General features: G+C 65.0%; 11 protein-coding genes and 1 tRNA gene. 6 read left to right on the forward strand and 6 right to left on the reverse strand.

What is annotated here, in order from left to right; translation table 11 throughout:
* Positions 1 to 91: 91 nt before the first annotated feature.
* Together LRX77_RS00480 and LRX77_RS00485 are read left to right on the forward strand one after the other, a co-directional pair.
* Positions 92 to 610, forward strand: a complete 519-nt coding sequence (locus LRX77_RS00480; RefSeq protein ID WP_231830887.1) for a PH domain-containing protein — start codon at positions 92 to 94, stop codon at positions 608 to 610.
* Positions 607 to 2,346, forward strand: a complete 1,740-nt coding sequence (locus LRX77_RS00485; protein ID WP_231830888.1) for a PH domain-containing protein — start codon at positions 607 to 609, stop codon at positions 2,344 to 2,346. The genes LRX77_RS00480 and LRX77_RS00485 overlap by 4 nt, the downstream gene beginning before the upstream one ends.
* A gap of 29 nt (positions 2,347 to 2,375) precedes the next feature.
* Here LRX77_RS00485 and LRX77_RS00490 read toward each other — a convergent pair whose 3' ends face one another.
* Positions 2,376 to 2,714 (reverse strand): winged helix-turn-helix transcriptional regulator, encoded by a 339-nt coding sequence (locus tag LRX77_RS00490; RefSeq protein WP_231830889.1) that lies wholly within the window; start codon positions 2,712 to 2,714, stop codon positions 2,376 to 2,378.
* 70 nt (positions 2,715 to 2,784) lie between these two features.
* Between LRX77_RS00490 and LRX77_RS00495 the strand changes: the two genes are divergently transcribed.
* The gene (locus LRX77_RS00495) at positions 2,785 to 3,807 is read left to right on the forward strand and encodes a zinc-binding alcohol dehydrogenase family protein (RefSeq protein ID WP_231830890.1); all 1,023 of its coding nucleotides are present in this window, start codon (positions 2,785 to 2,787) and stop codon (positions 3,805 to 3,807) included.
* A gap of 359 nt (positions 3,808 to 4,166) precedes the next feature.
* On the opposite strand, the gene LRX77_RS00500 is transcribed toward LRX77_RS00495, so the two are convergent.
* From LRX77_RS00500 to LRX77_RS00520, 5 genes are all read right to left on the reverse strand, one after another.
* On the reverse strand, positions 4,167 to 4,793 hold the full coding sequence (locus LRX77_RS00500; RefSeq protein WP_231830891.1) for a GyrI-like domain-containing protein: 627 nt from the start codon (positions 4,791 to 4,793) through the stop codon (positions 4,167 to 4,169).
* A gap of 168 nt (positions 4,794 to 4,961) precedes the next feature.
* Positions 4,962 to 5,038, reverse strand: a tRNA-Val gene (locus LRX77_RS00505).
* 162 nt (positions 5,039 to 5,200) lie between these two features.
* The gene (locus tag LRX77_RS00510; RefSeq protein WP_231830892.1) at positions 5,201 to 5,674 is read right to left on the reverse strand and encodes a redoxin domain-containing protein; all 474 of its coding nucleotides are present in this window, start codon (positions 5,672 to 5,674) and stop codon (positions 5,201 to 5,203) included.
* A gap of 10 nt (positions 5,675 to 5,684) precedes the next feature.
* Positions 5,685 to 6,224 carry an ECF transporter S component gene (locus tag LRX77_RS00515; protein ID WP_231830893.1) on the reverse strand — a complete coding sequence of 180 codons (540 nt, stop codon included), beginning with the start codon at positions 6,222 to 6,224 and terminating at the stop codon, positions 5,685 to 5,687.
* A complete protein-coding gene (locus LRX77_RS00520) occupies positions 6,224 to 7,072 on the reverse strand; it encodes a siderophore-interacting protein (RefSeq protein ID WP_231830894.1) in 849 nt (282 codons plus the stop codon). The genes LRX77_RS00515 and LRX77_RS00520 overlap by 1 nt, the downstream gene beginning before the upstream one ends.
* Before the next feature lie 142 nt (positions 7,073 to 7,214).
* On the opposite strand from LRX77_RS00520, the gene LRX77_RS00525 reads away from it, so the two are divergent.
* The 3 genes from LRX77_RS00525 (at position 7,215) to LRX77_RS00535 (ending at position 13,131) form a co-directional block, all read left to right on the forward strand.
* The gene (locus tag LRX77_RS00525) at positions 7,215 to 8,822 is read left to right on the forward strand and encodes an APC family permease (protein WP_442961571.1); all 1,608 of its coding nucleotides are present in this window, start codon (positions 7,215 to 7,217) and stop codon (positions 8,820 to 8,822) included.
* A gap of 324 nt (positions 8,823 to 9,146) precedes the next feature.
* A complete protein-coding gene (gene aceE, locus LRX77_RS00530) occupies positions 9,147 to 11,873 on the forward strand; it encodes a pyruvate dehydrogenase (acetyl-transferring), homodimeric type (RefSeq protein WP_231830896.1) in 2,727 nt (908 codons plus the stop codon).
* Complete coding sequence (locus LRX77_RS00535) at positions 11,866 to 13,131, forward strand: PucR family transcriptional regulator (RefSeq protein ID WP_231830897.1); 1,266 nt, start codon at positions 11,866 to 11,868, stop codon at positions 13,129 to 13,131. The genes aceE and LRX77_RS00535 overlap by 8 nt, the downstream gene beginning before the upstream one ends.

Genomic DNA, 13,131 nt, shown 5'->3' on the forward strand with positions numbered 1-13,131 from the left:
TCGAATGACCTCCCCCGAAGCGCCCCGTTCCGATTCCCCGTCAGACGGAGGCGACCGGCACTCTTCGGGGCCTGGCGACGCAGCGGCCCAGTTGACTGTCTTTGACTCGGCGTCGCCGGTGCTCGGGCTGCACCCTCGCGCGCTGAGTCATCCGGTGTGCCCACGAGCCAAGTCCATGTGGCGGCTCAACGCACTCATCACGAACATCGTCATCCTCGCTGTGCTCGTCATGGCGACGCTGCTCTGGGAGCCCGTGCGCATCTGGTCGCTGATCCTGGCCGCCGTTACGATCGTCTCAGCACTCGTCGAGATCTTTCTCGCGCCGAGCATCCGCTATCGGGTGCACCGCTGGGATCTGACCGATCAAGCCGTCTATGCCCGATCCGGCTGGATCACACAGCACTGGCAGGTCGCTCCGTTCTCCCGGATTCAGACGGTCGAGGCCAAACGCGGACCGGTGCAGCGCATGTTCCGTCTCGCGTCGGTCAAGGTGACGACGGCCAGTGCGAGTGCCGACGTGACCATCGTGGGGCTCGATGAGCAGGATGCCGACAACTTGGTGCAGTCGCTGACCGAAGCCACCCAGTCGACCCTCGGCGACGCGACATGAGGGGCGAGAGCGAGCATCCGACGACAGGACGCGTCGAACCGGAGTGGCATCGGCTGAACCCCCGCACGGCTCTGGTCGGGGTCGTCAATCTGCTGCTGCGCGGCGTACCGGTCGCGATCGCGGCGATCGTGCTGAAGAACGCAGGTGACGGCTTTCCCTTCGCATTCGTGGCGCTGATGGTCGGCCTGCTGCTGCAGCCGGTGAGCTATCTCGTTCGGTATGCGACGTTCCGGTATCGCTTCACCGAGCGTGAATTCGAGGTCACGTCGGGGCTGCTCTCGCGAACGCGACATCGGGTGCCGCTCGAGCGCATCCGCACGGTCGAGATCGAGTCGCGGCTGCTGCACCGGCTGCTTCGGGTCTCGGTGGTGAACATCGCGACGGGTGAGGCCAAGGCCGATCAGCGGATCAAGCTCGACGCCGTCGACCAGAATCATGCCGAGACGCTCCGAGGCCTGCTGCTGCGCCAGCGTGCTCCGCAGGATCGGCAGATCGTGCCCGCCGGCGGGCGGCCGAACGCAGCCGGGGGTGCGGAGACGTCTCGCTCAGAGCCGGGGCATCCATCGACACTGCAGCGTAGCGTGGACGAGCGTGGTGTCTCGAACACGGCGCGCGACGACGTTGAGACCCCGATCGTCGCGCTGCACGGGCGCTGGGCGTTCTACGAGATCTTCACGGTGCGCACGCTGACGATCCCGCTGATTCTGTTCGGTGCCTTCTGGCAGCTCGTCGAGAACTTCAACCTGCTGAGCGGTGAGCAGATCGAGGGTCTGTACACGTCTGCGCAGCGTGCGTTCGTCGGGCTCGCGCTCGCGGCGCCGCTCGTGGTCACCGTGCTCGTGCTGATGAGTCTTGGCGCGATCACACTCTTCTTCGTGAACTGGTGGGGCTTCACCCTGGTGCGCAGCGGTCACCGGTTCGTCTCGCGTCGCGGTCTGCTGACGACGAAGACCTCGGCCGTCGACGCACGACGGATCCGGGGCATCACAATGAGCGATTCGATCGTGATGCGGCTGGTGCGGGGCGTACAGCTGGTGCCCATCACGACCGGTCTCGGCGGGCTCGGCACGTCGAGCGGCACAGGCGGCGGGCCAGCCTCGAACGACGCGCGGCTGCTGCCGACGGTCGGTCGTGCCGAGGCGCACACCCTCGCCGAGATTCTGCTGGGTGACTGCGATGGCGGACGCGACGGCGACCTTGTCACGGATCTGCCGGGGAACCGCATGCCGACCGATGATCAGCTGTTTCGCGGAGGATGGCTGCATCGGCACCCCCTCGTTGCGCTGCGGCGGCGGCTGATTCGGCTCTGGATCTGGGACCTCGTTCTCGCGGCGGTCTGTGCAGTGTTCGTCTTCGGTCTGGGGTGGTCGGCCAGTCTGCTCTGGGCGCCTGCGGCTCTCGCGGTGCTGCACATCGGCGTTGCGATCGGTGACTACCGCCAGCTCGGACACCGGCTGATCGTCGTTGACGCTCGCGGAGCATCTGGAAGAACCCTCGAGAGACCGACGATCTGTGTGCGGCACGGCTTCGTGCTGCGCAAGGTGCACCTGCTGCAGCTGCGAGGTGTCTGCGGCGTCGCCGTCGATCAGTCCTGGCTGCAGCGACGTGCCGGAGTTGCCACGGTCACCTTCAGCACCGCGGCCGGCGAGCACGCCTACCGTGTGCGCGACTGCAGTGAACGTCAGGCTGCCGAGATCCTGCGTGCAGCCGCCGGCGACGAAGCGCTGAGCCGCTGACTCGGTGAGCAGCACGACGAGCAGACCGATCAGGCGTTGCCTTCCACCCAGTCGCGCAGGTGTTTCAAAGGTACCGCCGCGCTCTGCCCGAGCTCGGTCAGCGCGTACTCGACGCGGGAGGGAACCTCAGCGTAGACCGTGCGTGTGACCAGGCCGTGCGCTTCGAGTCGCTTGAGTGTCTGCGACAGCACCTTCGGGCTGATGCCCTCAAGGCGACGTTTGAGCTCGCCGTTGCGCAGCGCGCCGTCTTCGAGGGCGCCGATCGCCAACGCGCTCCACTTGTTCGCGAGCAGATCGAGCATGTCTCGACAGGGGCACATCGTTGCATAGACGTCGTTGCGTGCGCATTGGAGCTCAGTGACGGTCATGAATCCATGGTATCTCAAAGATACCTGATGACCTTGACGGTAACCACTGCGTTTGCGTCAGTATGATCCCATGATTACGACGACAGCCATCGGCTACGAGAAAAACCTGCCCGTCACCGACCCAGAGGCGCTGACCGAACGTGAGGTCGGCGTGCCCGAGCCCGGCCCGCATGATCTGCTGATCGCGGTGGATGCCGTATCGGTGAACCCGGTCGATGTGAAGCTGCGTGCGGGCGCCCCTGCAGAGGTTTTCAGAGTGCTCGGGTTCGACGCCGTCGGCACCGTTCGCGCAGTGGGGGCGGAAACGACGCTCTTCTCAACGGGTGACCACGTCTTCTATGCCGGAAGCATCGATCGTCCCGGCAGCAACCAGCGTCTGCAGGTGGTCGACGAGCGCATCGTCGGGCACGCCCCGAAGAGGCTGTCACCCGAAGACGCCGCAGCCCTCCCGCTCACGGCACTCACGGCATGGGAGACGCTCTTCGACCACTTCGGTCTGACGGCGCAGTCGGCGGGCTCGTTGCTGATCGTCGGTGCGACGGGCGGTGTCGGATCGATCATGGTGCAGCTGGCCGAGGCGCTGCTGCCCGACGTTCAGGTGATCGCGACGGCTTCAGACGACGAGCGTGCCGAGTGGGTGCGCGAGCTCGGCGCCGAGCACATCGTGAACCATCATCAGAACCTGATCGACCAGGTCACTGCCATCGCTCCTGAAGGTGTCCACTGGCTGTTCACCGCACATTCGCAGGGGCAGATGGAGACCTACGCGAAGCTCGTCCGCTCCTTCGGACACATCGTGGCGGTCGACGACGGGCCTCGAGAGGTGTCGCCACTCAAGAGCAGGAGCATCGCCTGGCACTGGGAGTTCATGTTCACCCGCGCCATGCGCCGTGCGCCAGACATGATTCGCCAGCATCGCATCCTCGAGCGGGTCGCCGATCTGGTCGATCGCGGCCTCATCAAGTCAACTGCGGCCGTCAGGCTCTCCCCCATCTCAGCATCCACGCTGCGCGAGGCGCACGAGATCGTCGAGGCCGGTCATGTGATGGGCAAGGTGGTCGTCAGCGGGTGGGGCGACGAAGTCGAGGGTTGAGGGGCACTGACTGAGTACGTTATTGGACAGGCAAACTCAGCGTGTATGGGGCCAGACGAATCAGTCCGAGACGGACTTGCTGGACACCTCTGCCTAGATCTCGCGTATCGTCACAGCGAGTACTCGCGATACCAGGAGTCCGGTGGGACAGCGGCCCGGGTGAGTGCTCTGCGAGCAAGCGCAGACCCGCCAGCACCGTACGAACTGTGGGCGTCATGTGGTCGGCTTACCGCGAGGCGAAGTGGCCTTGGCCGTGTGGGCCGCGCCCGGCGTCGTCGAGTGTCTGCGTGAAAGGCATAAATCGATTCGCTCAGCTCGTTAAACCTCGACTGCAAGACGCGTGGCAGCTCTTTCGCGTTCTACACCGAGGCTCGGGTGACGGGTTGGCGGAGGATGGTGCGGAGTCTGTCAGGGGCGACCTTGCGGAAGTCGCTGAGGTAAATCTCGTGGTGCTTTCCGCTCAGGCTGAGCCCCTGACTGGGAACGAACTCATGATGGAGCTCTTCCAGCACGGCTGCTTCATCATCGAAAGAACCGACGTGCAGCGTCTGGACGCACAGCCCCTCGGCGAGCGTCTCGATCCGTACCTCTTCCAGACGATCGACCGGCCCTTTGGCTTTGACGGTCTCAACGGCCGCGGCGAACATCGCCTCGTCGATCCAGTCGGGAACCATGAGCATCAGCGTCCAGTCCCACTGCGATTTGTCTCTGGCCGTGGTGAACGCATCCATGTCCTCCGCCCACCACAAGCCCTCCAACGGCGGCACCACGTAGTCGCGGCTGAGTTCGCGTTTGCTGGCGAACTTCAGCTTGTAGGCTACAGGGTACAGCGCCCGCAAGGCCTGTGCGTATGCCCGCGAGGTGTTGGGGTCGCCGTGCCCGTCGATCATGAGATACCGCATCACGGGTATCTGGATGACTCTGAACTGGCCGCGCTTGGCCTGGTAGCTGTCGAGGGTCTTCTTGAAGTCGATCTTCTCAGTCATGCTGCTCCCCTACTCGCGCCGCAATCCATGCTCTCTCAGTCTGCAGCAGAAGCAGCGAAGACGAGAAAACAAGCTTCCACCTCGCAGAATCGCCATCGCTTCGAGTCGCCGCGCTCGCCCAACGTGCGGGGAGAACACCCATGATAGGGGTTCAGACTACGTCTGAAATGGTGGGCCCAGAGGGACTCGAACCCCCGACCCCCTCGGTGTAAACGAGGTGCTCTAACCAACTGAGCTATAGGCCCGCGACACCCAACTGTAGCCGAAGTCGCCCCGCATGAGGGCTGGATTCGCACCGGTGGCCACCACCGATTGCTCGAAATAGACGCTGTTCGCTCAAAGTCAGCCGTTCTTAAGCGATCCGCGGGGGTGTCGAGCGATCCGTGGTTATCCACCCCACACCCGGTTCATAGCTGCCGCGCCCACTCCTCGTACCACGTCAGCGGCCGCGCTTGCCCCGAGGCGGTCTCGATGCGCGCGCGAACAGCGCCTTCAGCATCCACCGCAAGCGCCGCGCGCCGCGCCGCGCCTGAGAGATCGTCGAAGGCTTCGCAAGCCTGTGCGAACTCTCCGTGCGGCCAATAGTCAGCCAAAAGGTCGAAGGGTCGCGGCCGTTGGGCCTGCCAGGCGGCAAGGGTCGGCTGCGGGTCAGTGCTGACGGCCACGATGCGGATGCCCAAGGCCAGCGACGCTCCCGTGAGCTGATCGAGCTCTCCAGCGCACACTGGCGTGAACGCATGCGGGTAGAACACCACGAACGCAGGCGCACCGAGCAGATCAGACCGACGCACAGACTCCCCATGCTGATTCAGCAGGTCGAAATCCGGCAGCGCCGCGAGGTGCGGGGCATCGGGTGTCTCAGGGGCGCAGTCGTCAGTCACGCGCCCAAGCCTAGCGCCGCACCGCTCGGGCAACACCGGCACGGGCCAGCCGGTCTGCGACGCTGATGCCGAGCCAGGTGCCGGCGAGGCTGCTCGCAAGACAGAGCGCGAAGAACACGATCTGCAGACTCACCGGTAGAGTCCACAGGTGATAGACCTCGGCCGCGAGTACCGGGTAGAGCACGCCGACGAGGGCAGCTCCCACATAGTGCTGCCACGTGTGCCAACGGCGGTAGGCCAAGATGAGAAAGCCGATCTCGGCGAAGAACGCCCACCAGACGTTGGTCGCGACACTGGCGAACCCGTAGCCAGAGGTCGGAATGAGTGCGATTCCGGAGACGAGCCCGGTGAGCACTCCTGCCGCGGGCCGCCGCATCAGACGCAGCGCGATGACCGAAGGCAGCAGCCAGACGCCGGCCAAAGCCATACCAGTCACCGGGGCCGCGGCGAACAAAACGGTTGAGACCCAGTTCGCCGGAAGCAGGATCAATGCCCCGGCCACGCCGATCGCCGCACAGATGAGCAGGTAGGTCGTCGAGACGCGCTTCATCACTTCTGCTTCGCGGGCATGCGCCAATAGCCGACGAAGCTGATGTGCTCTTTGGGCACTCCCGCTTCGACGAGGTGACGGCGTGCGGAGGTGGGCAGCGCCTGCTCCCCCACGATGAACGCGTGTACGGGTGGTGCTGGCACCTCGATCTCGCGCAGAGCGGCGAGCGCCAGTGTGCCTGGTTTGGCGTGTGGGTCGTCGGATGTCTCACGCACGACCCAGTGCACGGTCAGGCCGGCCGGGTGTGCGAATTCGAGAGCGTCATCTGCGGTGGGGACTTCGGCGATGAGTGTGCCGACGGCATCGTCCGGCAGTGACTCGCAGATGCTCGATACCGCTGGCAGTCCGGTCTCGTCGCTGACGAGCAGCACACGGTCGGTGCCCTGCTCGGGGGTGAAGACGATGCCCTCGTCGATCAGTGCGACGGGGTCGCCGGGCTGGCAGGTCTGCGCCCACGTGCTGGCGGGGCCTGCGGTGCCGTCTTCGGCTGAGCCGTGCAGTACGAAGTCGACATCGATCTCTGCGGTGCGGCCGGTCCGCGAATCTGCGGGGCGGAACGCACGCACGGAGTAATTGCGCATGATGGGCCGCACACTCTGCGGAATCGTCGCGAAGAACTTGAGATACCCCATGGTCTTGTTGGCGTTGGCTGGCACTCGGTCGAGCGCCTCACGCGCATCGTCGGTCGCAGCGGCCGGTATGAACAGACGGAACCATTGGTCGAATCTCATCGGCTCGAAGAGCGCGCTCTGCCCGCCGCCGAGCGTCACACGCATCCAGTGTGCCGAGATCTGCTCGGTGCGAACGACTTCGAGACGCAGCAGCTGCTGCCGAGTGGGTTTTCTCATCGTGCTGTATCTGGCCATGGCAGCAATCATCTGACATTGCTGAGCAAAGCGGAACCCCGGAGGTCGTCCGCGCCCGGCGATACAATGTAGCGGCTCGGCGTCGTCGCAGGGCAATCCCCACTCTCCTGTCGAAAGGCCCTGCGTGATTTCGTCGCCTCAACTCGATACTGGCAGGCTCAGCACGGTTGATTCGAAACTCGGTACCGGGCCGTCACACGGGCTGCGTCGTCACTTGGGGCGCCTCGACATGGTGCTGCTCACGATCGCCGCAACCCTCGGCATCGACACCATTGCCGAGATCGCTACCGGCGGTGGGCTTGAATCACTCACGTGGGTGGTCATTCTTGCGGTCACATTTCTGTTTCCCTACGGCCTCCTCATCAGCGAGGCCGGCAGCACCTTCCGTCAAGAGGGTGGGCCCTACGTGTGGGTGCGCTTGGCCTTCGGACGCTATGCCGGTGGGCTCGCCTCTCTGCTCTACTGGGTCACGAACCCGATCTGGCTCGGCGGTTCGCTCGCATTCATCGCGGCTGCCACGTGGAACGCACACATAGCGCCGCTGCCAGCCGGCAGCCTGCCCGACATCCTGTTCAAACTCTCGTTCGTCTGGCTGGCGATCGGCATCGCGATCATCAGCATTCGATTCGGCAAGATCCTGATCAACATCGGCGCCATCGTGAAGGTCGGTCTGCTGGCTGTGCTGGTCGTCACTGCTGCGCTCTATGCGCTGCAGCACGGCGTGCAGCCGATGGATGCGTCACTTCTGCGACCGACGGCTGGCGGCTTCTTGACCATCGCCCCGGTGCTGTTGTTCGCTCTGTTGGGTTTCGAGGCCGCCAACGGCGCAGCCGAAGAGATGCGCAACCCGAAACGCGATGTGCCGAGGGCCATCGGTGCGGCTGGCCTGACCTCGGCCGTGTGCCACCTGCTGCCGATTCTGGCTCTTCTGGCGGTGCTGCCGGCTGAAACGCTGAGTGGCGATTCAGGCATTCTCGACGCACTGGGCGAGGCCTTCACCGTGTACGGACCAGCTCAGCCGGTGCTGCTCTGGGGCTCGGCCGTCGCCCTGCTGTACATCGTGCTCACGCAGGGCAGCGCGTGGATGATCGCCTCCGACCGTGTGCAGGCCGTCTCTGGGGCGGACGGTGCCTTTCCCCAGTATTTCGGGCGTTTCAACACGGCGCTGGGCACACCGTTGAGAGTGAACATGCTCTCAGGCGTCATCTCGACGGCGTTCACTCTGGTGGCGACGTGGGTGGCGACCAGCTCGTCAAACTCTGCGTTCTCCGTCGTGCTCTCAGTCGCGACCACCACACTGCTTCTGAGCTACCTACTCATTCTGCCGTCGGTGTTGCGGCTGCGTCGTCGGTTCCCAGATATCGAACGCCCCTACGTCGTACCCGGCGGTCGGTGGGGTGCCGTGGGAGCAACCGTCATCACGCTCTTCTGGATCATCATCGGCTCGTTCGTGGCGCTGGCACCCGGGGTGCTCGAACAGATGTTGGGGCTGCCGTACGACTTTGGCGAGCAGTGGGGCGTCTCCCGTCTCGCTGTGGAATCACTCACGCTCGGAACGCTGGGTGTCCTGCTGGCCGCACACACCATCGGATACCTGATCGCACGAGGTCATCGGCGTGTGAACCATGACGGGCTCACTGCCGAGCAGCTGTTGGAGAACGGGTTCTCTGAGGTCACACGGACGGTGCGCCTCGCCAGAGCGTCTGCTCCGGAAGGCGCACCGCGTCGCTGACCTGATCGGTTCGTGCCGGTAGGCGTTGACGCGACGGCAAGCACTGGCACGGCACGCCCACAGCGAGCAGGTGCATGAACACGGCATCGTACACCGTGTCAGGGAAGCCACCTTCACCCCGTACACTGAGAGGGTCTTTCCACAGTGGAGTGGTGGCGCGCTGTTCGACACGCTCCGGCACCTGCTGTGGCGTTCCCGTCGGCGCGAGCCGTGCACTCCCGAAGCGATCCAGATCGTATTCGGTCGCTCGGTAAATCCACTGGGTTGCTTGTTGCTTCCCTTACACTGATCTGTGGTCAACAACCAAACGAAGGTGAGGAACTGATGGCGGTCAACAGCCAGGATCCGTACGAGCCCGACTACGTCGACAGCGACGCAGGAGAGACGAGCGAATGGCAGCAGTCACTGGACGAACTGGTGGTGGCTCGTGGTCGTGGCCGCGCGCGCGAGATCATGATGAGTCTGATCAAGCGTTCGAAAGATCTTCAGCTGAACGTGCCGATGATCCCCACCACCGACTACATCAACACGATTGCTCCGGAGAACGAGCCGTCCTTCCCCGGTGACGAAGAGCTGGAGCGCAAGTACCGTCGCTGGATCCGCTGGAATGCTGCCGTGCTCGTGCACCGCGCGCAGCGCCCCGGTATCGAGGTCGGCGGGCACATCTCGACCTATGCGTCCTCCGCGGCGCTCTACGAGGTCGGGTTCAACCACTTCTTCCGCGGCCCCAACCACCCGGGTGGCGGCGACCAGGTCTACTTCCAGGGGCATGCCTCCCCGGGCATCTACGCTCGTTCGTTCCTCGAGGGGCGTCTGAGCGGTGAGGAGCTGGACGGCTTCCGCCAGGAGCACTCCGTGCCCGGTGGACTCCCCTCCTACCCGCACCCCCGCCACTTGGACAACTACTGGCAGTTCCCCACCGTGTCGATGGGCATCGGGCCGATGAACGCCATCTACCAGGCGCAGGTCAACCGATACCTGCACAACCACGGCATCAAAGACACCTCTCAGCAGCATGTCTGGGCATTCCTGGGTGACGGCGAGATGGACGAGCCGCAGGCTCGCGGCTTGCTGCAGGTGGCGGCCAACGACCAGCTCGACAATCTCACCTTCGTGATCAACTGCAACCTGCAGCGTCTCGACGGCCCGGTTCGCGGCAACACGAAGATCATCCAGGAGCTGGAGTCGTTCTTCCGCGGTGCCGGCTGGAACGTCATCAAGGTCGTCTGGAGCCGCGAGTGGGACGAGCTTCTCTCCCGCGACTCCGAGGGCGCGCTCGTCCGCCTGATGAACGACACCCCCGACGGCGACTTCCAGACGTACAAGACCGAAGACGGCGCCTACGTCCGCGAGAACTTCTTCGCCAGAGATCCCCGTGCCCTCGAACTGGTCAAGGACTACACCGACGACCAGATCTGGGCGCTGCAGCGCGGCGGCCACGACTACCGCAAGGTCTACGCCGCCTACAAGGCAGCGATGGAGCACAAGGGATCGCCCACGGTGATCCTCGCGCACACCATCAAGGGCTACGGGCTCGGCCCCTCGTTCGAGGGGCGCAACGCCACCCACCAGATGAAGAAGCTCACCGTCGACGATCTGAAGACCTTCCGCGATCACATGCGCATTCCGATCAGCGACGAGCAGATCGAGGCACAGAACCACTGGGCACCGCCGTACTACCACCCCGGCAACGACGCGCCCGAGATTCAGTACATGCGTGAGCGTCGCGCCGAGCTGGGCGGCTACATCCCCGATCGCCAGAACGCCCCCACCTACATCGACCTGCCCCCGCAGAAGGCCTACGCGTCGGTGAAGAAGGGGTCGGGCAAGCAGAAGGTCGCCACCACGATGGCCTTCGTGCGCCTGCTCAAAGATCTGCTCGCGCAGAAGGGCTGGGAGAAGCGGTTCGTGCCGATCGTCCCCGACGAGGCGCGCACCTTCGGACTCGACTCGTTCTTCCCGTCGAAGAAGATCTACAACCCGCACGGCCAGCACTACATCTCGGTCGACCGTGAGCTGCTGCTGGCCTACAAAGAGAGCCCGCAGGGACTCATCTACCACGTGGGCATCAACGAGGACGGCGCCGCTTCGGCGTTCACCGCGCTCGGCAGCTCGTACTCGACGCATGGCGAGATCATGGTGCCGGTCTACCTCTTCTACTCGATGTTCGGCTTCCAGCGCACGGGCGACGTGCTCTGGGCCGCAGCGGATCAGCGCGCCCGCGGCTTCCTGCTCGGCGCGACGGCCGGGCGCACCACGCTGACCGGCGAGGGGCTGCAGCACGCCGACGGGCATTCGCCGCTGCTGGCGTCGACCAACCCGGCGGTTGTCGCATACGACCCGGCGTACTCGTACGAGATCGCGCACATCGTCGAGAGCGGACTCGAGCGCATGTACGGCGGCACACACCCGAACCCGGACGTCATCTACTACCTGACGGTGTACAACGAGCCGATTCATCAGCCGGCAGAACCGGACGACGTCGACGTCGAGGGCATCATCAAGGGCATCCATCGCGTCTCTCCGGCATCGCGCGGTGCGGCTCAAGGGCAGATCCTGGCCTCCGGAGTCGCTGTGCCGTGGGCGCTGCAGGCACAGCGGATGCTCGCCGACGACTGGAACATCAACGTCGACGTGTGGTCGGTGACCAGCTGGAACGAGCTGCGTCGTGACGGTGTCGCCGCCGAAGAGCACAACTTCCTGCACCCCGAGCAGCCGAAGCAGACGCCCTACCTCACGCAGAAGCTGCATGACGTCGCCGGACCGATCGTCGCGGTCACCGACTTCACCAAGGCCGTGCCTGATCAGATCCGCCAATTCGTCGACCAGCCCTTCGCCACGCTGGGCGCTGACGACTTCGGCTTCAGCGACACCCGCGCCGCAGCGCGCCGCTACTTCAAGATCGACGCGGAGTCGATCGTGGTGCGCATGCTCCAGCAGCTCTCCGAGCAGGGCGTCGTCAGCCGGCAGGTGGCCGCGGAGGCGATCACGCGCTACGATCTGCTGAGCATCCCGTCACCTGAGATCGAGGCTGAATCAGCGCATGAATGATCACACCGTCTCAGGCGGTGGCAGTCGGGCCGGTGATCGTGCACAGACCCTGGCCCGACTGCGCTCGGTGAGCGGCGAGATGGCGACGGCCACTCTGCAGCGCCTCGACGAGACCCTGCCGTGGTACGCCGCTCTGCCGCCCGCCCGGCGCTCGGCGATCGGTCTGGTCGCCCAGTCGGGCATCCAGTCGTTCATCAACTGGTTCGCCGGTCGAGGCCGCCCGAGCGACACCGGGGCCGCCGAGAGCGCCTCGGCGACGGTCGACCCGTCTTCGCATCCTCATGCGGATGCGTGGGTTGCAGCCGACATCTTCGGCAACGCCCCGAGAGAGCTGATTCGGTCAGTCTCACTGCAACAGACGCTGCAACTGGTGCAGGTCGTGATCTCGGTCGTGCAAGAGCAGTTCACCTCTGACGACCCCGAGCTGCGGCTCGCCTTTCTCACCTACTCGCGAGACGTCGCTTTCGCGGCTGCCGACGTCTATGCCAAGGCGGCAGAGGCGCGCGGTCAGTGGGACGACCGCCTTGAGGCGCTGGTGGTCGACTCGGTGCTGAACGGCGAGTCGGCCGACGAGCTGCCGAGCCGCGTGGCCGCACTCGGCTGGCAGGCCGTCGGCGAGGTGAGCGCCGTGATCGCCTCGGCGCACGGGGTTCCCGATCTCGACCAGCTGCGACGTCAAGCCCGTCAGCTGGGCGCCGAACTGCTCGTGGGCGTGCAGGCCGATCGACTGGTGCTGGTGCTTGCCGAATCCGAGCATGAAGACAGTGCAGAACGTCTGGCGGCGTTCTCGGTGCAACGGGTCGTCAGCGGCCTGATGCCGCACTTCGGCGAAGGCCCGATCATGATCGGCCCCCCGGTGCCGACAGTTCTCGAGGCGAGTACCTCGGCGCAGGCGGCTCAGGCCGGTTTCACCGCCGTTGCCGGCTGGCAGTCAGCTCCACGACCGACGCTCGCCGACGACGTGCTGCCCGAACGCGCGTTGGCCGGAGACCCTCTGGCGCGCGTCACGCTGATTCAGCGTGCCTATGTGCCGCTGGCACAGCAGACCACCGATCTGCTCGGCACGCTGCGCGCCTACCTCGAGAACGGCCGGTCGCTCGAAGGCACGGCTCGGGCACTCTACGTGCATCCGAACACCGTGCGCTATCGACTGCGCCGCATCGCCGAGGTCGTGGGGTGGGATCCGACCGAACCGCGCGATGCGCTCATTCTGCAGACCGCATTGATTCTCGGTGCGATTAACGATGCGCATGAGTGA

Source organism: Pseudoclavibacter sp. 13-3 (assembly GCF_021168475.1).
In the GTDB taxonomy this organism is placed as follows: Bacteria; Actinomycetota; Actinomycetes; order Actinomycetales; family Microbacteriaceae; genus Pseudoclavibacter_A.

Bases quoted from the DNA above. Each gene is read 5' to 3' on its own strand.
- LRX77_RS00495 (WP_231830890.1), top strand. From the start codon at position 2,785: ATGATTACGACGACAGCCATCGGCTACGAGAAAAACCTGCCCGTCACC.
- LRX77_RS00515 (WP_231830893.1), bottom strand. From the start codon at position 6,224: ATGAAGCGCGTCTCGACGACCTACCTGCTCATCTGTGCGGCGATCGGC.
- LRX77_RS00535 (WP_231830897.1), top strand. From the start codon at position 11,866: ATGAATGATCACACCGTCTCAGGCGGTGGCAGTCGGGCCGGTGATCGT.
- LRX77_RS00490 (WP_231830889.1), bottom strand. From the start codon at position 2,714: ATGACCGTCACTGAGCTCCAATGCGCACGCAACGACGTCTATGCAACG.
- LRX77_RS00520 (WP_231830894.1), bottom strand. From the start codon at position 7,072: ATGAGAAAACCCACTCGGCAGCAGCTGCTGCGTCTCGAAGTCGTTCGC.
- LRX77_RS00485 (WP_231830888.1), top strand. From the start codon at position 607: ATGAGGGGCGAGAGCGAGCATCCGACGACAGGACGCGTCGAACCGGAG.
- LRX77_RS00500 (WP_231830891.1), bottom strand. From the start codon at position 4,793: ATGACTGAGAAGATCGACTTCAAGAAGACCCTCGACAGCTACCAGGCC.
- aceE (WP_231830896.1), top strand. From the start codon at position 9,147: ATGGCGGTCAACAGCCAGGATCCGTACGAGCCCGACTACGTCGACAGC.